The 20,605-nt window shown below is 65.2% G+C and carries 18 protein-coding genes; 4 read left to right on the top strand and 14 right to left on the bottom strand.

What is annotated here, in order from left to right; genetic code table 11:
- Positions 1-3 precede the first annotated feature (3 nt).
- Together QAZ22_RS29235 and QAZ22_RS29230 are read right to left on the bottom strand one after the other, a co-directional pair.
- Positions 4-942 carry a sugar ABC transporter substrate-binding protein gene (locus tag QAZ22_RS29235; protein ID WP_278204384.1) on the bottom strand — a complete coding sequence of 313 codons (939 nt, stop codon included), beginning with the start codon at positions 940-942 and terminating at the stop codon, positions 4-6.
- A 113-nt stretch (positions 943-1,055) separates the two neighbouring features.
- Entirely contained in the window at positions 1,056-1,973 is a 918-nt protein-coding gene (locus QAZ22_RS29230; protein WP_278207978.1) for an ABC transporter permease, read from the bottom strand.
- Positions 1,974-2,281: 308 nt separating this feature from the next.
- Between QAZ22_RS29230 and QAZ22_RS29225 the strand changes: the two genes are divergently transcribed.
- Positions 2,282-3,244 carry a sugar-binding transcriptional regulator gene (locus tag QAZ22_RS29225; RefSeq protein WP_278204383.1) on the top strand — a complete coding sequence of 321 codons (963 nt, stop codon included), beginning with the start codon at positions 2,282-2,284 and terminating at the stop codon, positions 3,242-3,244.
- Here QAZ22_RS29225 and QAZ22_RS29220 read toward each other — a convergent pair.
- From QAZ22_RS29220 to QAZ22_RS29205, 4 genes are all read right to left on the bottom strand, one after another.
- Positions 3,241-4,734 carry an FGGY family carbohydrate kinase gene (locus QAZ22_RS29220; RefSeq protein WP_278204382.1) on the bottom strand — a complete coding sequence of 498 codons (1,494 nt, stop codon included), beginning with the start codon at positions 4,732-4,734 and terminating at the stop codon, positions 3,241-3,243. The genes QAZ22_RS29225 and QAZ22_RS29220 overlap by 4 nt on opposite strands.
- Before the next feature lie 24 nt (positions 4,735-4,758).
- On the bottom strand, positions 4,759-6,081 hold the full coding sequence (locus QAZ22_RS29215; RefSeq protein WP_278204381.1) for a homoserine dehydrogenase: 1,323 nt from the start codon (positions 6,079-6,081) through the stop codon (positions 4,759-4,761).
- Positions 6,082-6,412: 331 nt separating this feature from the next.
- Positions 6,413-7,303, bottom strand: a complete 891-nt coding sequence (locus QAZ22_RS29210) for a DUF427 domain-containing protein (protein WP_278204380.1) — start codon at positions 7,301-7,303, stop codon at positions 6,413-6,415.
- Positions 7,304-7,305: 2 nt separating this feature from the next.
- Complete coding sequence (locus QAZ22_RS29205) at positions 7,306-8,961, bottom strand: ABC transporter substrate-binding protein (protein ID WP_278204379.1); 1,656 nt, start codon at positions 8,959-8,961, stop codon at positions 7,306-7,308.
- Positions 8,962-9,086: 125 nt separating this feature from the next.
- Here QAZ22_RS29205 and QAZ22_RS29200 point away from each other — a divergent pair, with 125 nt between their 5' ends.
- Complete coding sequence (locus QAZ22_RS29200) at positions 9,087-9,995, top strand: LysR family transcriptional regulator (RefSeq protein WP_278204378.1); 909 nt, start codon at positions 9,087-9,089, stop codon at positions 9,993-9,995.
- A 10-nt stretch (positions 9,996-10,005) separates the two neighbouring features.
- Here QAZ22_RS29200 and QAZ22_RS29195 read toward each other — a convergent pair whose 3' ends face one another.
- A complete protein-coding gene (locus tag QAZ22_RS29195; protein ID WP_278204377.1) occupies positions 10,006-10,395 on the bottom strand; it encodes a helix-turn-helix domain-containing protein in 390 nt (129 codons plus the stop codon).
- A gap of 54 nt (positions 10,396-10,449) precedes the next feature.
- On the opposite strand from QAZ22_RS29195, the gene QAZ22_RS29190 reads away from it, so the two are divergent.
- Positions 10,450-10,773 (top strand): nuclear transport factor 2 family protein, encoded by a 324-nt coding sequence (locus tag QAZ22_RS29190; RefSeq protein WP_278204376.1) that lies wholly within the window; start codon positions 10,450-10,452, stop codon positions 10,771-10,773.
- Positions 10,770-11,552 carry an SDR family oxidoreductase gene (locus QAZ22_RS29185; protein ID WP_278204375.1) on the top strand — a complete coding sequence of 261 codons (783 nt, stop codon included), beginning with the start codon at positions 10,770-10,772 and terminating at the stop codon, positions 11,550-11,552. The genes QAZ22_RS29190 and QAZ22_RS29185 overlap by 4 nt, the downstream gene beginning before the upstream one ends.
- 47 nt (positions 11,553-11,599) lie before the next feature.
- On the opposite strand, the gene QAZ22_RS29180 is transcribed toward QAZ22_RS29185, so the two are convergent.
- The 7 genes from QAZ22_RS29180 to QAZ22_RS29150 all read right to left on the bottom strand — a co-directional run bounded on the left by QAZ22_RS29180 (position 11,600) and on the right by QAZ22_RS29150 (position 20,600).
- Entirely contained in the window at positions 11,600-13,627 is a 2,028-nt protein-coding gene (locus QAZ22_RS29180; protein ID WP_278204374.1) for an ABC transporter ATP-binding protein, read from the bottom strand.
- Positions 13,620-14,504 (bottom strand): ABC transporter permease, encoded by an 885-nt coding sequence (locus QAZ22_RS29175; protein WP_278204373.1) that lies wholly within the window; start codon positions 14,502-14,504, stop codon positions 13,620-13,622. Before QAZ22_RS29175 ends, QAZ22_RS29180 begins: the two co-directional genes overlap by 8 nt.
- Positions 14,501-15,391 (bottom strand): ABC transporter permease, encoded by an 891-nt coding sequence (locus QAZ22_RS29170; protein ID WP_278204372.1) that lies wholly within the window; start codon positions 15,389-15,391, stop codon positions 14,501-14,503. The genes QAZ22_RS29175 and QAZ22_RS29170 overlap by 4 nt, the downstream gene beginning before the upstream one ends.
- A 133-nt stretch (positions 15,392-15,524) precedes the next feature.
- A complete protein-coding gene (locus QAZ22_RS29165) occupies positions 15,525-17,189 on the bottom strand; it encodes an ABC transporter substrate-binding protein (RefSeq protein WP_278204371.1) in 1,665 nt (554 codons plus the stop codon).
- 280 nt (positions 17,190-17,469) lie between these two features.
- The gene (locus QAZ22_RS29160) at positions 17,470-18,573 is read right to left on the bottom strand and encodes a mandelate racemase/muconate lactonizing enzyme family protein (protein WP_278204370.1); all 1,104 of its coding nucleotides are present in this window, start codon (positions 18,571-18,573) and stop codon (positions 17,470-17,472) included.
- A gap of 26 nt (positions 18,574-18,599) precedes the next feature.
- Positions 18,600-19,289 (bottom strand): GntR family transcriptional regulator, encoded by a 690-nt coding sequence (locus QAZ22_RS29155; protein ID WP_278204369.1) that lies wholly within the window; start codon positions 19,287-19,289, stop codon positions 18,600-18,602.
- Between the two features lie 156 nt (positions 19,290-19,445).
- On the bottom strand, positions 19,446-20,600 hold the full coding sequence (locus QAZ22_RS29150) for an efflux RND transporter periplasmic adaptor subunit (protein WP_278073404.1): 1,155 nt from the start codon (positions 20,598-20,600) through the stop codon (positions 19,446-19,448).
- Positions 20,601-20,605: the final 5 nt, after the last annotated feature.

Genomic DNA, 20,605 nt, shown 5'->3' with positions numbered 1-20,605 from the left:
CCCTCAGGGATGCTTCTCGATGAACTGTGCGACATTGTCCTTGGTGGTCAGCGTCGCGTCCTGCAGCTGGTCGGCGGGCAGCTTGTCGCCGGCCACGAGCTTGACCGCCGAATCGACGGCGAGCCGGCCCATGCCCTGCGTCTGCTGCGTCGCGGTTACGTCGAACACGCCATCCTTCAGCGCCTTCAATGCCGCCACGTCGCCGTCGAAGCCGGCGATCCAGACCTTGTGGTCTGGATTGGCGACCTTGACCGCCTGCGCGGCGCCCAACGCCAACGCATCGGCCTGGCCGAAGATGATCGAGACGTTCGGGTGGGCCTGCAGCAGGTCCTGCGCCAGCTTGAAACCTTCGTCCTGATGCCATTGGTCGCTCCAGAGCTCGCCGACCACCTTGATGTCCGGATAGGCCTTCAGCGCTTCGCCGCAGCCCTTGGAGCGGTCGACTTCCGGCGTCGTGCCCTTCTGGCCATGGATGATGACCATCTCGCCCTTGCCGCCGGCCTGCTTGGCAATGTAGTCGCACACGCCCTTGGCGGAGTTGACGCTGTCGGTGGCGATGAAGGTGTCGCCGGGCGCGCCGTCGGCGTTGCGGTCGACATTGACCACCGGGATGCCGGCGGCCTTCGCGGTCTTGGTCGGCACGGTGGCTGCGGTGGCGCCGGCCGGGATGTAGATCAGCGCGTCGATGTTCTGCGTGACGAGGTCCTGCACCTGGCTGACCTGCGTTGCCGAGTCGCCCTTGGCGTCGACGGTGATGACCTCGATGCCCTTCTCCTTGGCGTAGGCTTCGACCGACTGCTTGATCTGGTTGAAGAAGTCCGCCTGCAGATTGGCGACGGCCAGCCCGAGCTTCTTGGCGTCCTTGGCCGAGGCGGCGTCGGACAGGCCGAGCAGCGGGACGATGGCCGCGGCCGCAAGCAGCAGTGAACGTTTGGTCAGCATGTTTTTCCTCCGTTGGTGTTCAATCTGTCCGCCTGCGCATCGCGGCGCCCCCGGCCGGACAGTCCCAGTCTCGGATCGACCGATCCGTTTCGCCCGGACATCCGGGCGAATCTCTATTGCGTGCGGCGCCGCCAGGTATCGGTGGCGACCGCCAGCGCGATCACAACGCCGATCACCACCTGCTGGATGAAGGGCGAGACGCCGAGCAGGTTGAGCCCGTTGCGCAGCACGCCGATGATCAGCACGCCGATCGCCGTGCCGCCGATCGAGCCGATGCCGCCCGACAGGCTGGCGCCGCCGATCACCACCGCGGCGATCGTGTCGAGCTCGTAGCCGACGCCCGAGCTTGGCTGCACCGAATCGAGCCTGGCCGCGAGCACGATGCCGGCGAGCCCCGCCAGCAGTCCGCAGATCGCATAGACCCAGTTGGTCAGCGACTTCACCGGGATGCCGGAGAGGCGGGCGACCTCGGCGCTGCCGCCGATGGCGTAGAGGTTGCGGCCGGTGGCGCGATAGTTGAGGAAGATGGCGAAGATGATCGCCTGCACGATCATCAGCCCGACGGTGACCGACAGGAAACCGAAATGGCGCACGATCGACAGGTTGGTGAACCAGTCGGGAAAGCCGACGATCTGCGAACCGTCGGTGATCATGTTGGCAAGGCCGCGCGCCACCGACATCATGGCGAGCGTCGCGATGAAGGGCGGCAGTTTCGTCACCGTCACCAGCAGGCCCGAGACGAGACCGCAGAGGGCGGCGACGACGAGCGCGGCCGCGATGCCTGCCGGGACGCCGAGATTGAGATAGTCGGGGTAGGCGACGTAGCCCATCACCATGGAGGCCAGCGCCAGCACCGAGCCGACCGAAAGGTCGATGCCGCCGATCAGGATCACCAGCGTCATGCCGATCGCCATGATGCCGAGCACGGTCACCTGGTCGAGCACGTTCAAGATGTTGCGAAAGGTGAGGAAGGTGTCGGTGGTCAGCGCCAGCGCCAGGCACAAAAGCACCAGCCCGATCAGCGGTCCCATCGTTCCGGCAAACAGCGCCGAAAGCTTCGCACCGGAAGCGGCCTGCGCGGCGCCGGTGCCAGCCTTCAACTCGCTCGTCTCGTTGCTCACGGCCACTTCGTCTCCTCCGTCAGCGGGCTGGCGTGCCTCGCCGTCCGCTCTTGTTCACCAGGCATCCTCCCTTGTGAACAATTTATCTTTGATATGCAATTTTGTTCAGCTAAAACGTTCATCAGAAAATTGTCAAGTGCTGCGACGCATTCGGCGGCGGTTTGCGCGGACCGACGGTTTGTCATAGGGAAAGTCGAGCGCACCCGGGAGGCATAAGGATGGCGGTGATCGAGAACGAGAAGGCTTCGCGCTTTCCGGATGCCGAGCTCAAGGCCCGCGCCGCCTGGCATTATTATGTCGAGGGCCTGACGCAGGAGCGGATCTCGGAGATTCTCGGCATCGGTCGCATCAAGGTGCATCGCATCCTGTCGGCCGCGCGTGAGGAAGGCGTGGTCCAGTTCCGCATCCGCGACAGCGTCGTCGAATGTGTGCAACTGGAGGAAAGCCTGAAGCAGCGCTTCGGTCTCAGCCAGGCCGTGGTCGTGCCGTCGGCCGCCGATCGCAGCAATGCGCCACTGATGATCGGCCACGCCGCCGCCGCCTATCTGGCCGACAACGTCAATCCCGGCGACGTCATTGCGCTGGGCTGGGGCCGCACTCTGAAATTCGCCATCAACGAACTGCCCAGGCGACCGATCGCCAGGACCACGGTGGTCTCGATGCTCGGCGGCCTCACACACGCGCAGCCGCTCAACCCGACCGAGAGCGCCTGGGAATTCGCCGAAAAGATCGGCGCCGAATGCTACCTTTTGCCGGTGCCGGTCTATGCCGACAGGCCGGAGCAGCGCGATGCCTTCATGAGCCAGCGCAGCGTCCAGGACGTCGTCTTCCGGGCGCGGCGCGCCAACATCGCCGTGCTCAGCGTCGGTTCCTTCTCCAGCGACAGCCCGATCGCCAATTACGGCTTCATCAAGCCGAGCGAGCTCGAGGAATTGCAGGCGGCTGGCGCGGTTGGCGACATCCTCTGCCACTTCATAGACGCCGAGGGCCGCATCGTCGACCATGAGGTCAATCGCCGCGTCTGCGCCTATCCGCTGCAGGACCTTTCCGACATTCCGACCACCATCCTGGTGTCGGGCGGACAGGAGAAGATCGCCGTCATGCGCGCTGCGCTCGCCAATGCGGCGGTCTCGGTGCTGATCACCGATGAGGACGCGGCCAAGGGGCTGCTTAGTCGTTAGCCTTCCGCGACCTCGCCGAGCCTAGCGTGGATGTCGCGCGTCGCGTGATAGAGGTCGCGGTAGATCGCCTTGCGCGCGCGGTAGGCAGGCACCAGCGCCTCGACCGGATCGACCTGTCTTGCCGGTTGTGCCGCCATCGCCTTTGCCGCGTCTTCCGGCGAGGCGAACCAGCCGATCGCCGAGGCCGCCAGCATGGCGGCGCCCAGCGCCGCCGCCTCGTTGACCGGCGAGATGAAGAGCGGCCGCTCGAGCACGCTCGCCATGATCTGCATCAGCAGCGTGGAGTTGGTGCCGCCGCCTGCCGCGACCATCGCGCCGGCCTTGCCGGTCTGCTCTTCCATCGCGTCGGTGGCGATGGCCTGTTCCAGCGCGATGCCTTCCAGCACCGCGCGGAAGAGGTGCTTCGGCTCGTGGTCGAGCGACAGGCCGACGATCGCGCCGCGCGCGGCACCGTCCCAATAGGGGCTCATGACACCGGCCCAATAGGGCATGACGAGCAGGCCGTCGCTGCCGGGGGCAACGGTCATCGCCGCCTTTTCGAGCACGGCCGCCGAAGGCGCGCCGGTGGTGCGCACGATCCAGTCGACCAACTGCATGCCGGAGCGCAGCACGGTTTCCAGCATGAAGCCCGAGCCGGTCGGCGAAACCAGCGTGCGGAACGCGTCCGATGTCGTCACCGTGCCGGAATAGTTTCCGCTGACGACGCCGGAACCGAGCGAGAGATAGCTTTTGCCGGGACCGTAAACCCCCATGCCGAGGCCCATCGCCTGGCCGTCGCCAGCACCCGCCACGACCGGCGTGCCGGCCTCCAGACCGGTCGTCGATGCCATGCTTTCGGAAAGCGTGCCGCAGACCGCGCCTGGCGCTGTCAGTTCCGGCAATTGCTCCGCACGCAGGCCTGCCGCTTCGACCAGCCGCGGATGCCAGGCGCCGTACGCGATGTCGAGCAGGCCGAGCGGATCGGCACTTGCCGTGCTGGTGACGAGGCGCCCGGTCAGCCGATGGACGAAGAAGGCGTGTACGTCGACAAGCGCTGCCGCATTGGCGAGCGCCTGCGGCTTGTGCTCCATCAGCCAGGCAAGGGCGTAGAGCGCCGGCGTCGGGTCCGGCGGCTTGCCGCTCCAGTCGCGGATCGCCTCGCGGCCGAGCTCCTCCGAAAGCCGCGCCACCTGGCGGCGGGCGCGTTCGTCGAGCCACAATATGGCGGGGATAAGCGGCTTGCCGGCGCTGTCGATCAGCGTGAAGGTCTCGCGCTGGTGAGCGATCGCGATCGCCTTGACCCGCGCCGCGCCGACCTTGGCGGCGACCTGCTTCAGCGCCGACAGCAGCGCTGTCCACCAATGCTCGGCGTCCTGCTCGAAATGGCCGGGCGCCGGATTGGACAGCGGGTAGGTCTCGCGTGCCTGGAAGAATTCCGCGCCGTCGCGCGCGAAAGCGATCGCCTTCACGGCCGTCGTCGAGGCGTCGATCCCGATTACGACATCGTCCATCAAGCGGGGATCCGGAAGGTCAGTTTAGGCCGCGTTGGTTACGAACCGCCCGTCCGACTGGTCGAGACGACGGCGGATCTGGGTTATCACCATCGAATCGTCGGGTACACAATTTTCATAGGTCAGGAAGTCGCCGGCTTTGATCGGCTTCACCACCTTGGCGCGTTCTGCAAGCCCGATCGGCAACACGCCCTTGGCGCGCGCGTCTTCCCAGGTCATGGCGAAGCCGCGATAGTCGTTCTCGCCGATCATGCCGAGCGACTGCCCGGTGCCGAGATTGGTCTTGGCGACCGCCACCGCCTCCGCCACCGGATGGTCGAGAGGCTCCATGTCGGCGCGCTTGTAGACCACGGCGCGCGCCGCCGACAGCGGGACCTCGAGGCTGGTGAGATGATAGGGACGGAAGATCGTGAAATAGGGGCCCTTGCCGACCTTGAGGTCGATCATGCGCTCCAGGACCCGCGGATGCTTGGTTTCGATGATGCAGAACACGCCGGGCGCGACACCCTTGCCGATCGAATAGTCGACCACGCCCTTGCGGTGCAGCACGCCGCCGTCCTCGCGCGGGCAGAGCACGCTGGCCAGTTCCTCCAGCGTCGCCGTCGGGCCATGCATGCCCGGCACGTCGGGCACCAGGCCGGTGGCGTTGGCGATGGCCACCATCTCGATCGCCGTCTTCGAGCCGTCGACGAACTCGACCAGCATGCGCGCATTCATGTTGCGCTCGGCCGCTTCCTTCTCGTAGTCGGCCGGCACCGCGTCGATGTTCAGCGGATTGTTCTTGCCCTTGCCGGCGGCAACGATATTGAAGCCGAGGCTCTTGGCAAAGCCGATGATCTCCAGCGTGCAAGCCGGCTCGTCGCCGGCAGCACCGGTGTAGACGACGCCGGCCTTGCGCGCCTCTTCCTTCAGGAAGCGGCCTATAGTGATGTCGGCCTCGACATTGAGCATGACGATATGCTTGCCGTTCTTCATCACTTCGAGCGCGAACAGCGTGCCGATATTGGGATTGCCGGTGGCGTCGATGATGACGTCGATGCGGCCGGCGGCGGCGAGCGCATGCAGGTCCTCGGTGACGGCGATCTTGCCGGCCTCGATGGCGCGGTCGATGGCCGCCGCGTTGCTTGCCTGCACGATGTCGGAGCGGTCATGGCCGGCAAGAAGTGCCGCTTCGATCGCCGCCTGTGGCCGGACTTCCGAAATGGCGCCGATGCGCATGCCGGGCATAAGTGCTACCTGAACGACGATGTCCGTTCCCATCTGCCCGGCGCCGGCGAGACCGATCGTGATCGGCCCTTGTTTCTCAGCACGCTGCAGGAGTTCCGCTGCGAATTGCGGATGGGACATGTCGCTTCCTCCACTCATTGGCGCGCCGCCGCGCCGCGATCATCGTTTGAACATTCCTATTTCTATTTGAAAAATATTTCAACCCGCCATTTGAGTCCTGCCCGGGGGAAATCACTTCGATGTCGGCGGGGACAGCGCCCCCTCGGTCCCGCCGGACATCTCCCCCACAAGGACCCACAAGGGGGAGATCGGCTGTCGCGGCAGCTTTCGCTACCTTTCGATGCGCAGGAAGGGGCGGAGCGCCCAAGCTGCCAATCTCACCTCCAAGTGGGGGAGATGTCCGGCAGGACAGAGGGGGGCGCGAAGGAATGCTGCGGACGCTAAATAGGACTCAAAAATAGCCATCCGAAGCGGCCGTAGCCTCTTTCGGGATCTCCACCCCGTCGACGAGAATCTTGTCGACCAGCTCGTGATGAAAACACACCAGCCCCTTGATGCGCTCGGCCTCGTGCACCGGCTCGGGATAATACCAGACGAGGTTCTCGTGCCGCTTCTTTGGCGTCGTCACATGGTAGTAGTTGGAGATGCCCTTGTAGGGGCAGCGCGAGATGTAGCGGCTGGGCGTGAACATATCGAGCCTTGTATCCGAGATCGGCAGATAATGGCGCACCGGGTGTCCGGTCTCGAACAGGAACACGCCGCGCCGTGAGTCGGCGACCTGCTCGCCGTCGAGGATCACCTGCACGCGCCGCGAGGAGGGCAGGCAGTCGACGCGCCGGAACGGGTCGCGGGCATGGACGAAGATCTCTTCGTCCTCCTCCCACCAATGCGTCATCTTCGGCCAGTAGAAGGATATGTAGTCCGCAATCGGCGGGCAGCCCTTGACCGGATCGAGATAACGCCAGGCGCCATCCTCGACCAGCGTGATGCCGGTGTTCAGCGAATAATGCGTCGCGGTGCCTTTGAATGGGTCCTCCGTCGTCGTCCTGCTCGGCAGCAGAAACTCCTCGCGCACGTCGCTCATCGGGAAGTAGTAGACCGGCAGATGGTCGCTCTCATAAAACACCAGCCCTTTGGTGGTGTCGGCGACGATCATCGGCCCAACCTGCACGCGCAGCCGCTTGGGCGAGGGCATGGTGAAGGCGACATAGCCCGGTTCGAACTCATATTGCACGATACTGTCAAGCAGCGGGAAATGCGGCCCGCGGCCGCGCAAATGAGGCTTGCGAATGGTCGTCGTCCTTTCCTCGTCGTTCGCGGCCAAGCTCTTGCGCGCGATCATGATCAGCCTATCGATACCCGGTCGAGCAGCAGGCCGGCGGCGATCGGCGGCAGGCCGCCGACATTCTTGCGCACCGGCACCAAGAGGTCCGGGAAATAGCTGAAGATCACCGGCGTCTCGTCGAGCAGCAGCTTTTGGATATCGGACGCGGCCTTGCGCTGTGAATCGAGATCGAGCGCCTTGAGATAGCCGGTGACCAGCCCGTCATAGGCGGTGTTCTTGAAATGCGCCGCGTTCCAGGGGCCGTCGCTGACCAGCGGGCTTTTCAGGAACACATTCGGCACGCTGCGATGCGCGTAGTCGGTGATGCCGAGCGGGCTATCCAGCCAGTCCGACTGGCCGAACACCGCCTTGCCGTAATATTTGTCCTGGTCCTCGATGTTGAGCGAGATGCGCGCGCCGATCTCCTTGGCGAAGTTCTGGAAGAGCTGCGCGTAGCCCGGAATGTCGGAATAGCGCAGCGTCGTCAGCGTCATGTCGAAGCCGTTCGCGAGGCCTGCTGCTTCCATCAGCTGCTTGGCCTTGGCGATGTCCTGCGTGCGCTGCGCCACCGACTTGTCGGTAGCGGGGAAGGCCGGCGCGAACGGGCTGTCATTGCCGGTCGCCGCCATGCCGCGGCAGAGCCCGTCAACCAGCTTGGAGCGGTCGATGCACAAGGCCAGCGCCTGACGCACCCGCTTGTCGGTGAAGGGGGCCATATCGCAGCGCATGTGGAGCTGGCGATGCGCGGTCGAGGCGACGCGCAGCACGGTGATGTCCGGATTGCCGACCACCACCTGGCTGACGTCGAGCGGGATGGCGTCGAGCACGTCGACCTCGCCCGCTTGCAGCGCCAGGATGCGCGGCTGCACGTCGGCGTAGAACTTGAACTCGAGTCGGTCGGGCAGCGCCTTCTCGCCCCAGTAGTCGGGGTTGCGCACGAAGCTCGCGCCGACCTTCGGCGTATAGCTTTCGAGCCGGAACGGGCCGGTGCCTTCAAAGGTCCTCTCGTAGTCGCCCTTGTAGCTCGCCGGCAGGATGACGGCGTTGTAATTGTCGATCGACACCGAATAGGGGAAGCTGCCGTTCGGCGCATCGAGATGGAACTCGACGGTGTGGTCGTCGACCTTGCGCGTGCTGCCCTTCGACAGCAGGCCCTTGAATACCGACAGCGCATTGGATGCGCCGTTCGGATCGGCGAGCCGGTCGAAGGTCGCCACGACGTCGTCGGCCTTGAAGTCCTCGCCATTGTGGAATTTCACGCCCTTGCGCAGCTTGAAGGTCCAGACGCTGCCGTCGGCATTGGGCGACCAGCCTTCCGCCAGCACCGGTTTCAGCGTGAGGTCCGGCTGCGTCACGCACAGGAATTCGGCCGTCTGGAAGACGAGCTGGTAGCTGCCGCTGTCATAGAAAGTCACCGGGTCGATGGCGCCGCCGGGCACGGCGACGCCTGCACGCACCGTGCCGCCCGGCTTGCCCTCGGCGCGCGCTTCAGGGGCGCCAAGTCCGACCGCCGAGGCGATGCCGCCGAGGAAGGGCAGCGACAGGCCGAGCACGCTGCCATGGCGCAGAAATTCGCGCCGCCCGATCCTGCCGGCGAGCAATTCGTCGATAGCGGAATTTTCGATTGCGCTGAGATGTCTGCGAGCGGCGTCGATCGTCCTGAAATGCTTCGGCATGGTTGCATTCCTTGGCTGGCGTGGGGCTTTGTCATCTAGTTCATTGTTGACCGCGACCGAAAAGCGATATTTTTTGATGAAGGCCATCGGAATCTTCGATTGCCGCCGAGCCGAAAGCGAACGCCATGGATACCGAGAATCTGCGCAGTTTCCAGGAGGTCGCGGAGCATGGCAGTTTCACCGTCGCCGCCCACCGGCTGAACCTTGCCCAGTCCACCGTCAGCGCGCGCATTCGCGGCCTGGAAGAGCAGTTGGGGCGCAAGCTGTTCGTGCGCGACAGCGACGGCGTCACGCTGACGCCGGCCGGCCGGCAGTTCCTGCCGCATGCCTCCACGATCACCCGCACCTGGGAGCAGTCGCGCCAGGACATCGCGGTTCCCGATGGCTACGATACGCTGCTGAGGCTCACCGCTCCCGCCTATCTCTGGGACAGCATCACCTCGCCCTGGATCGACTGGATGCGGGCGAAGCGGCCGAACGTGGCGCTCAGGCTGGAAGGCAGCTTTCCGGATCTCGCAATCGACCAGATGGCCGAAGGCCTGCTCGACATCTGCATCCTCTATCTGCCCAAGCCCCATCCCGGCATCGTTTATGAGACATTGGCCGTCGATCAGGTGGTGCTCGTCCAGCATACGGCGCAGGCCGGGCCGTGGACACAGAATTACATCCTGATGGACTGGGGGCTGGAATTCCGCGTCGAGCACGACCGCGCCTTCGCCGGCATGGTGAAGCCGGCGATCTCGGCCGGGCTGGTGTTCATCGGCCTGCAGCATGTGCTGTCGCAACGGGCGGCCGCCTATCTGCCGCTGAGCGCCGTCAGCGCTCACATCGAGCGCGGCGAGTTGCGGCGCGTCGAGGACACGCCGGTGTTCCAGCGCCCGATTTACCTCGCATACCCGGAGAACCAGGCCTCGTCAGACACGCTGAATGTCGCGCTGGCAGGATTGCGAGGCCTGGCGCTGAACCTGACGACGGGCCAGGGGTTTGCCGAAGGCGACCGCGCCTTCAGCATGGCGGATCGGGCGTCAGCCTGATCTTTGTTACTCACGCCGGCTTGGCTGCTGCAAGCCCGGGCGTTTGCTCTGCCCAGGACAACAACGCATCCAGCGCCGGGCAGAGCGCCTGCCCCCATTCCGTAAGACAATACTCCACTTTGGGTGGCACCTGATGGTGGACGATGCGGCGCACGATGCCGTCGCTTTCCATTTGCCGAAGCTGCTGGATCAGCATCTTCTGCGACACGGCGGGAATCGCGCGCTCAAGGTCCGAAAACCGCAGGACCTGGCCTCCGAACAGGTGAAACAGGATCGTCAGTTTCCACCGGCCTTCGAGAAGCTTTAGGGCTTTCTCGACGCCTTCCGCCGCCGTTTCGCGGGTATGGCCGTGCGACTTACTTTCCGGTGGGTACCTTACTTTTCTGTCGGTTCTTGTCATTTCGACAGAATAGGGCGATCTAGATGGAGACACAACAAGATCAGGGGAATTGCCATGTCGGTCGCCCTGCCTGGGCCGATCGGGGCCTATTTTGCTGCCGATCGGAACGATGTCGATGTCGCCTTTTGCTTTACCGAAAACGCTGTCGTCGTGGACGAGCGGCAAATCCACTTGGGCCGCGAAGCCATACGCCGGTGGCGCGCGGAAGCTTCGAGGAAATACAGCTATGTCGCGGAGCCGCTTGCGGTAAGTGATGTGAACGGTCAGACCATGGTGACGGCACGACTGAGCGGGAACTTTCCCGGTAGTCCGGTCGATCTGCGTTACGCATTCGTCCTTGAGAAGGATCAGATCGCGCGGCTGGAGATCACGCTGTGAGCTTCGATCTTGGCCTCGGCGGAACACGCGCTCTGGTGACCGGTGGGACAAGGGAGATTGGGGCGGCCGTTGTCGACGCGCTCCACCAGGCGGGCGCGCGCGTCGTGACGACAGCGCGCAACGCACCGGCAATCTCGTCCCGGAATGTCAACTATATCGCCGCCGACATGACGACGGCCGAAGGCTGCGCCAAGGTGGTTGGAGGCGTGCTCGATCTGTTTGGCGGCGTGGACATCATCGTCCATGTGGTGGGCGGTTCATCCGCGCCGCCGGGCGGCTTTGCCGTCTTGGACGATGCGGAGTGGTTCAGGGAACTGGACCGCAACTTGATGCCGGCCGTCCGGGTGGACCGGGCGCTCCTGCCCGGCATGGTGGCGCAAGGGGCCGGCGTAGTCGTGCATGTCACCTCCATCCAAAGCCGCCTGCCGCTTCCGCAATCCACGACTGCCTACGCGGCCGTCAAAGCCGCTCTTTCGACCTACAGCAAGAGCTTGTCGAAAGAGGTCACGCCGAAAGGTGTTCGAGTGCTTCGGGTTTCACCCGGTTGGGTGGAGACGGAGGCTTCGGTTGCGCTGGCCACCCGACTGGCCACGCAGGCAGGCACCGATTACGAGGGCGGCAAGCAGATCATCATGGATGCGCTGGGTGGCATTCCGCTCGGCCGGCCGGCCAAACCGTCGGAGGTCGCCAATTTGATTGCCTTCGTGGTTTCCCCGCGTGCCGGAGCGGTGTCGGGCGCCGAATTCATCATCGATGGCGGCACCGTGCCGACCGTATAGTGCATCGTGCTCGCACGAGGCCCCGCCGCAGCCTGGCCGATTGCTCCTCACGCCGGTTGGGGGGCGATCGGCTTCGGCTTCTGCAGCCGTGCCAATTCCGCAAAAGGAATGTGGCAGCGGATCGTGTGCCCCGGTTCGGCCTCCGTCAACTCCGGCTCCTGCGTCTCGCAGATCGCGCCGATCTTGCGCGGGCAGCGCGTGTGAAAGACGCAGCCTGTCGGCGGGTTGGCCGCGCTCGGGATTTCGCCGTCGAGGCGGATGCGCGAGCTCTCCGTCCGGTCGAGTTTTGGCACGGCCGACAGCAGCGCCTCGGTGTAAGGATGGTGCGGGCGGGAGAAGACCGCTTCCGAGGGCCCGAACTCCATGATGCGGCCGAGATAGAGCACGGCGATCTTGTCGGACAGGTAGCGCACCACGCCGAGGTCGTGCGAGATGAAGATGTAGCTGACATCCTGCTTCGATTGCAGGTCGGCGAGCAGGTTGAGGATCGCCGCCTGCACCGACACGTCGAGTGCCGAGGTCGGCTCGTCGCAGACCACGATGCGCGGATCGCCGGCGAAGGCGCGCGCGATCGCCACGCGCTGCTTCAGCCCGCCCGAAAGCTGCCGCGGCTTGACCGCGAGATGGCGGTCGGTGAGGCGCACCGAGCGGACAAGCTCTTCGAGCCTGGTGTCCAGCGTCTTGCCGGTGAGCCCGCCAAGCCGCTTCAAGGCGCGGCTGAGGATGTGCCGGATCGAATGCGAACGGTTGAGCGCCGAGTCCGGGTTCTGGAAGACGATTTGCACCGCCTTGACCTGATCCTCCGAACGGCTGGCAAGCCGCGGCGCCAATTCCCTGCCTTCGAGCTCGATGCTGCCGCCGTCGTCCGGCGGCACGAGGCCGAGCAGGAGCCTGGCGAAGGTGGTCTTGCCGCTGCCGGATTCGCCGACCAGCCCTAGCGTCTCGCCGGGCCTCAGGCTGACCGAGACATCCTTCACCGCCCGCAGCGGACGGCCATGGCTGGCATAGGTCTTGTTCAGCCCCTCGACCCGCAGCACGGGTGGCGCCTGCTTGGGCGCCACGGCAGGAATCTCGGCGGGCGTGGCGCGCGGTAGCGACTGCGCCTTGTCGTGATAGTGGCAGCGCGACAGCCGGCCTTCACCCAGATCGTAAAGCGGCGGCGGCTCGCTGCGGCAGCGCTCCGTCGCCAGCGCGCAGCGGTCGGCGAAGGCGCAGCCGACGATATTGGCGCCGATGCCGGGCAGGAAGCCGGGGATGGTGTCGAGCCGGCCCTGGTCCTTGCGCTGGCCTCCGCGCGGCAGGCAGCGCAGCAGCGCCACCGTGTAGGGATGGCGCGGGTCGTTGAACACGTCCTTGGTCGAGCCTTCCTCGACCAGCATGCCGGCATAGAGCACGCCGACCCGGTCGCACATGTTGGAGACGACGGCGAGGTTGTGGCTGATGAACAGGATCGATGCCGACAGCTCCCTTCTCAGTTGGGCGATCAGGTCGAGCACTTCGGCTTCGACCGTCGCGTCGAGGCCGGTCGTCGGCTCGTCGAGGATCAGCATCGATGGGTCGTTGGCCAAGGCCATGGCGATCGCCACGCGCTGCTGCATGCCGCCGGACAACTGGTGCGGATAGCGCTGCATGACGCTCACCGGATCGGAGATGCGCACAAGGTTCAGCATCGCGATCGCCTTGTCGCCCGCCGCCTGTCCCGAGATGCCGGCAAGCTCGAAAATCTCGGTCAGTTGCCGTCCGATGCGCAGCGACGGGTTCAGCGCCTTGCCGGGATCCTGGTAGACCATCGACACGCTTTCCGCGCGGGCGCGCCGCAGCGCCTCGGCGTCGAGCTTCATCACATCCTTGCCGTCGAGCGCGATCGAGCCGCCGGTGATCGAGCCGTTGCGCGGCAGGTAGCGCACCACCGACAGCGCCGCGGTGGATTTGCCGCAGCCGGATTCGCCGACCAGTCCGTAGGCTTCGCCGCGGCCGATGGTGAAGCTGACATTGCGCAGCACCGCCCGGTTGCGACCGCCGACGCGATAGGCGACCGAGAGATCGTTGAGCTCGAGCGCGTTCGTGTCAGTCATTGAACGCTCCATGGACGCCGTCGGCCACCAGGTTGACGCCGATCACCAGCGAGGCGATCGCCAGCGCGTCGAACAGCACCGTCCACCAGAAGCCGCCGCCGATCATGCCGTAATTGCTGGAGATCGAGAGCCCCCAGTCGGGCGAGGGCGGCTGGATGCCGAAGCCCATGAAGGAGAGCGTGGCGACGGCGAAGATGGCGTACCCGAGCCGCACCGTCGTCTCGACCAGGATCGGCGGGATGACGTTGGGCAGGATCTCGACGAACATGGTATGCAGCGCGCCTTCGTGGCGCAGCTTTGCCGCCGCGACATAGTCGAGCTCGCGTTCGGCGAGCACCGCCGAGCGCACGGTGCGGGCGATGATCGGCGCGAAGCTCAGGCCGATGACGACGATGACGGTGATCTTCGAGGTGCCGAGCGCGACGATGGCGAGCAGCGCGATGATCACGACCGGGATCGCCATGAAGGCTTCGAGGACACGGCTGACGATGTCGTCGACGATGCCGCGGAAATAGCCGATCAACAGGCCGAGCGCGGTGCCGGCGACGGTCGCGAGCAAGGTGGCCAAAGGCGCCACCGTCAGGATGTCGCGTGAGCCGACGATGACGCGCGAGAAGACGTCGCGGCCGATCTGGTCGGTGCCGAACCAGTGCTCGGCCGAGGGCGGCGCCAGCGCGTTGATGATGTCGTCGGCGAGCGGGTCGTAAGGCACGAAATGCTCGCCGAACAGCGCGCAGACGATCCAGAACAGGACGATGCCGAGCCCGGTCAGGAAGGTGCCGGACCGCAACAGCGAGTGCAGCACCTCGCCCCATGGACCTCGCCGTGAAGCGGCGTCGGGTGCGGGAACGTTCGCGGGAGTGTCCGTCGCGCTCATTGCTCTGCTCCCAGCCGGATGCGCGGATTGAGCACGGAATAGAGGAAGTCGGCGACCAAAGTAGCCACCGCATAGACGATGCCGATGGTGAGGATGCCGGCCTCGAGCATCGGGAAATCCTTGCCGCGCGCGGCGGTGAAGATCAGCGAGCCGATGCCCTGGTAGCGGAACAGCGTCTCGATCACGACCAGCCCTCCGATCAGATAGCCGGTCTGCGTGGCGATGACGGTGATGGTCGGTAGCAGCGCATTGCGCAGCACATGCCGCCAGATCACCGTGCGCCACGGCAGGCCCTTGAGCACGGCGGTGCGCGTGTAGTCGGAATCGAGCGCCTCGATCATGCCGGACCGCGCCATGCGCGCGATATAGCCGAACAGCACCAGAAACAGCGGCAGCGACGGCAGGATGAGATAATAGAGCTGGGTGAAGAAGCCGGCGCCTTTCGGCCAGGCCGCGGCGATCGGCAGCCAGCGCAGCCAGACGCCGAAGATCAGGATCAGGATGATGCCGGTGACGAATTCGGGCAGCACCGTCACCGACAGGCCGCCGAGGCTGATGATGCGGTCGAGCGGCCGGTTGAGGTTGAGCGCCGCGATGACGCCGCCGAGGATGCCGATCGGCACCACCAGCACGAAGGCGACAAGCGCCAGCTTCATCGAATTGCCGAGCGCGTCGACGACGAAGGGCGCCACCGGCGCGCGGAAAATGTAGGACGTGCCCATGTCGCCATGCAGGAAATTCCAGATCCAGCTGCCGTATTGGACGAGCAGCGGCCGGTCGACGCCGAGCGAGTGGTTGAGCGCGTCGACGGCGCGCTGATCGGCGAACGGTCCAAGGATGGCGCGCCCGACATTGCCGGGCAGCACCTGGCCGCCGAGAAACACCATGACGCTGAGCAGGAACAGCGTGATGAGCGACAGGGCGAGGCGCCGGACGAGGAAAGCGAGGATGGCGAATACTCCTATTGGAGCCGGCTCTCCGTGGAGAGCCGGCCGTCAGGGATAAGCTTGTTCGCTCTCGTCAGGCTTTCGAAGCCTTTTCGAGGAACAACTGCGACATGGCGGTGGGCTGCACGCCCGCCACGCCTTTCGCCGTCGCCGTCAGGTAGTCGTAGAAATAGCCGAAGATGACCGGCGTTTCCTCGAGCAGCAGCTTCTGGATCTTGCCGGCGGTGGCTTTCTGCGCCTCGAGGTCGAGGGCCGCGATATAGCTCGTCGCCAGCTGGTCATAGTCCTTGTTCTTGAAGTGCGCCGCGTTCCAGGTGCCGTCGCTCTTCAGCGGCGCTGCGAGATAGACATTCGGCACGCCGCGGTGGCCGTAGTCGGTGATGCCCATCACCGAATCCAGCCAGTTCGACTTGCCGAACACGGCATCGCCGTAATAGGCGCCCTGGTCGAGGATGTTGAGCTCGAGCTCGATGCCGATCTCCTTGACCCAGTTCTGGACGAGCTGCGCGTATTCCGGGATTTCGAGATAGCGCTCGGTGGTCAGCGTCACCTTGAAGCCCTTGCCGGCGCCCGCCGCTTCCATCAGCTGCTTGGCCTGCGCGATATCCTGCTCGCGCTGCGGCACGCTGGCGTCGGTCGACGGATAGACGCCCGCGAACGGGCTGTCGTTGCCTTCCTGGGCGCGGCCCTTCATCAGGCCGGCGACGAGCTTCTTGCGGTCGATGCTGAGCGCAATCGCCCGGCGCACGCGCGGATCCTTGAACGGATCGGAATCGCACTGCATGTGCAGCTGCTGGTGCGCCACCGACTTCAGGCTGATGATGGAGACGTTCGGATCGTTGAGCAGGCCGACGCCGGCCAGCACCGGCATCTGGTTGATGATGTCGATCTGGCCGCCCTGCAAGGCAAGGATCTGGGCCTGCATGTCGGAAAAGAAGGTGAACTCGGTGCGTTCCGGCAAGGCCTTCTCGCCCCAGTAATCCTCGTTGCGCACGAAAGAGGCGCCGACCTTGGCCGTGTATTTTTCGAGCTTGAACGGACCCGTGCCGTCGAAGCTTTGCTCGTAGCCGCCCTTGTAGCTCGCCGGGATGATGACGGCGTTGTAGTTGTCGGACGACACCATGTAGGGGAAGTTGCCGTTCGGTGCGTCGAGGTGGAACTCGACCGTATAATCGTCGACCTTCTTGGTCGCGCCCTTCTTCAGGATGCCGTTGAACACCGACAGCGCGTTGGACGAGTTGGCGGGGTCGGCGAGACGGTCGATGCTGGCCACCACGTCGTCGGCCTTCATCTCGCCGCCGCTGTGGAACTTGACGCCCTTGCGCAGCTTGAAGGTCCAAACCGTGCCGTCGGCGTTCGGCTTCCAGCTTTCCGCCAGCGCCGGCTTCAGCACCAGGTCGGGACCGTCGATGCAGAGGAATTCAGCGACCTGCTGCAGCACCAGCAGACCGCCGGCGTCGGCGATGGTGACCGGATCGATCGCGGCGGACGGCACGTTGCTGCCGACGCGGATGGTGGCGCCGGGCGCCCCTTGCGCGCGGGCAAGCGAGGGCGCGGCGCCGAAGCCCGCCGCCATGCCGATGCGGCGGAGAAGCGGCAGCGACAGGCCGAGCAGGCTGCCGTGGCGGACGAAATCGCGGCGGCTGACGCGGCCGTCGACCAGGCCGTCGATGAGATGATTTTCGAGCGGCGTGCGGTTGCGCCTGATGAGATCGAGAATGCGATAGTTCTTGCTCATGGGTTTAAACCCTTCCCCAGTTTTTGTGGTTGGCGAGTGCATTCCGGTTGACGAATTCCGTGGAGTTCTCCTGTCCCGGCCGTCGTCAACAATTTCAGTTGGTCGAACTCTAGCATGCAGTTTGGTCTGGTCCATCCGCTCCTTGAACCGGGAAGGTCAGATTTTCTTGATGCATGCCTTGTTCGGTCTTGCGGCCCAATCGAAATCGGGCCGCTTCATCTACCCGGTCTGTCGCCTCCTTTCTTCACGTCCGCCCGGTGCAATGCGGCCGGCCTTCATCTCAGCCGACCTCGAAGAAGGGCTTGCCGAGCAGGTCGGGGTCGACGTCGATACCGAGGCCGGGCCCATCGGGGATGCCCATGCGGCTGCCCGTCACCGGCGGCTTGTTGGAAGCGGTGCGCACCGTCACCCATTCGTGGAAGGCGATGGCGTGCAGCCGGCGCTCCTCCGGCGTCGACAGCGACAGATGCGCCATGGCGGCGGTGTCGATCTCGGCGCCGCCGGTATCCTCGACCGTGATCATGAAACCGAGATCGACCGCAACGTCACGGATCAACCGGGTCTGCGTCACGCCGCCCAGCCGCGAGATCTTCAGCGTCAGCCCGTCGGCCGCGCCGCGGCGATGGATCTCCAGCATCTCCTGCAGCGAGGTGACGGATTCGTCGAGCACCATCGGCTTGTCGAGCATGCGGCGCACCGACATGTTCTCCTCTATCGTCGTGCAGGGCTGCTCGAACGTGTAGTCGATGCCGCGCGTGGCGTCGGCGAACTGGCGCGCCTGGTAGGGTGTCCAGCCGGCATTGGCGTCGCAGAAGATCACGGTGCCTTTCGGCACGGCCGCGGCGACCGCGGTCACCCGCTCGATGTCGTCACGCACATTGCCGCCGACCTTGACCTGCAGCCGGTGGTAGCCTTCCGCGACGATGCGTTTGGCAAGCGCCGCCATCTGATCGACCGTGCCGTGCGTGACGACCCGGTAGAGTTCCGCCGTCTCGCTCTCGCGGCCGCCGAGCATCGTCACCAGCGGCACGTCGGCCGCGCGTGCCGCCAGATCCCAGCAGGCCATGTCGAGCGCGGCCTTCACGTAGGGATGGCCCTTGAACACCGTGTCCATCAGCCTGACGATGCCGGCCAGTCCGCGCGGATCGTGGCCGATGAGATGCGGCGCGATCTCCGGCACGCCCGCGCGCGTTCCCGCCGGAAACGCGGCCGAATAGAAATTGCCGAGCGGCGCCATCTCGCCCCAGCCGGTCACGCCGCTGTCGGAGGTGATGGCGACGATCACCGCGTCGAAACAGTCGGCGACCCGCCCCTTGGACATGCGGTAGGGCCCGTCGACGAAGGGCTGCACGACATGATAGGCCTTGATGCTCTTGATCTTCACGTTGCTGTCCGTTGTCCGCGAGTGGGTCAGTTCTTCGAGGCGCGCTTTTCGAGGCCGCGCGCATAGGCAAGAAGCTCTTCGAAATCGCCGTCGATATGCTCGCGCGCATGCCGCTGGGCGGCGCGCATGTCCGAGCCCTTGAGCAGCGCCACATAGGTTTCGTGCAGGTCCTCGGACGGCACTGGCTCGTTGCGCGCGCGCTGATGCAGCGCGAAATACATCTGCAGCCGGCTGGTCAGCCGCTGCCAGGTCTCCAGCAGCACCGAATTGTCGGCCCACTCGTAGATCAGCCCGTGCAGCCGCAGCGCCGTCTCGATCTGGCGCGTGGTGTCGAGCGCCCGCGTCGCCTGCTTGACCGCTTCATGGCGACGGTCGAGCTCGTCGAAGAAACGCTGGTCGCGCTGCGGCCAGGCGAGCTCGATGGCGAATTCTTCCAGCACCTTGTTGAGGGAATAGGCGTCGATGATGTCCTTGGCGGTGACGTCGATCACGAAGGTCCCGGCATAGGGGATGCTGGTCAGGATGCCTTCCTGCACCAGCTCGCGCATGGCCTCGCGCAGCGGCGCGCGGCTCACCCGCATCTGTTCGGAAATCCTGAGCTCGTTGAGCTTCTGCCCGGGTTCCAGCTGGCCCGTCAGGATGGCGCGCCTGAGCAGCGCGACGATCTCCGCCCTGCGCGTCGTATCCGCGATCGGACTGAAATCCAGCTTCGCCATGTGTCCCTCCGGATGGACCGGCTGCAAGACAAGCAGATTGTCGACAATCCGACAAGGGGCGGCGATCGATTTTTTGCTGATTGCGGCGCGCAAAGAAAAACGGCGCCCTCGGCGTGGGAGCCGAGGGCGCCGTCGGACCGGGACTGATGGGGGTTATCAGCTGGCCGGTTTCGGTTGCGGCAAGGGAGAAACCGGCATTCCGGGTCCGATCTTCTGCAAATTGCCTGTGATCACCTGGTCGCTCTCGGAGATGCCGGAGGTGACGGAGATCAGGTCGCCGTCGGTCGGCCCGAGCGAGACCAGCTTCTGGTCCACGGTGTTGCCCTTGCCGAGCACGTAGAGGTATTTGCCGAGCTGGCTGGAGCCCAGCGCCACCTGCGGCACCATCAGCGTGTTGGGCTGCTCCTTCACATGCAGCCGCACGCGCACATATTGGCCGGGCAGCAGCCTGAACTTGGCGTTGCCGATCGTGGCGCGGGCGGTGATCGTGCCGGTCGAATGGTCGATCGTGTTGTCGATGAAGGTGAGCTGGCCCTTCTGGCTTGGCTCGGTCTCGCCTGGCAGAAGCACGTCGACCGCGATCGGGCCGGCCGCCTTCGCTTCCTCGATCTGGACCAGGTCGGTCTCGCTTGGATTGAAGGTGACGTAGATCGGGTCGAGCTGCACCAGCGTGTTGAGCACCGTGCCGGCGACGCTGACCAGCGTGCCGACCGAGGCCTGGTTGCGGCCGATGCGTCCCGGGAACGGCGCCTTGATTTCGGCATAGCCGAGATTGAGCTCGGCCGTTCGCACCGCCGCCTTGTCGAGCAGCAGCGCCGCTTCGGCTCCGCGCAAGGTGCTGGTGCGCTGGTCGAAACTGTCCTTGGCGAGATAGCCGCTCTTGGCGAGCTCGCTGCCGCGGCCGAGGTTGGAGCGCGCATAGTCGAGCGTCGCCGTGTCGCGCTCGACCTGGGCCTTGGCCTGGTCGAGCGCTGCCTGATAGTCCTCGGGTGCGATCTTGTAGAGCAGGTCGCCCTGCTTGACGTCGCTGCCGTCCGCCGCGGTCTGCTCCTGCAGATAGCCCGGCACGCGCGCCTGCAGCGTGATGCTGCGGATCGGCTCGACGCGTGCGGCGTAGTCGAGATAGATTGGCAGCGTCTTCTTGACGACGTTCACCACCGGCACCGGCATGACGAAGGCCTTGGGCGCGGGTGCGGCACCCGCCGTGCTGGCGTTGAGGCTGAGATTGCCCATGTCGAGCAGGTGGACGCTTGCCACCGAGATGGCGCCCAGCGCGACGGCCGTTCCTAAAGCGATTTTCCATTTACGCATGTTGG

Origin of the sequence: Mesorhizobium sp. WSM4906 (assembly GCF_029674625.1) — a bacterium.
Lineage (GTDB): Bacteria > Pseudomonadota > Alphaproteobacteria > Rhizobiales > Rhizobiaceae > Mesorhizobium.
The sequence above is the reverse complement of the archived record's forward strand: the minus strand, read 5'-3'. Positions and strand labels throughout refer to the sequence as shown.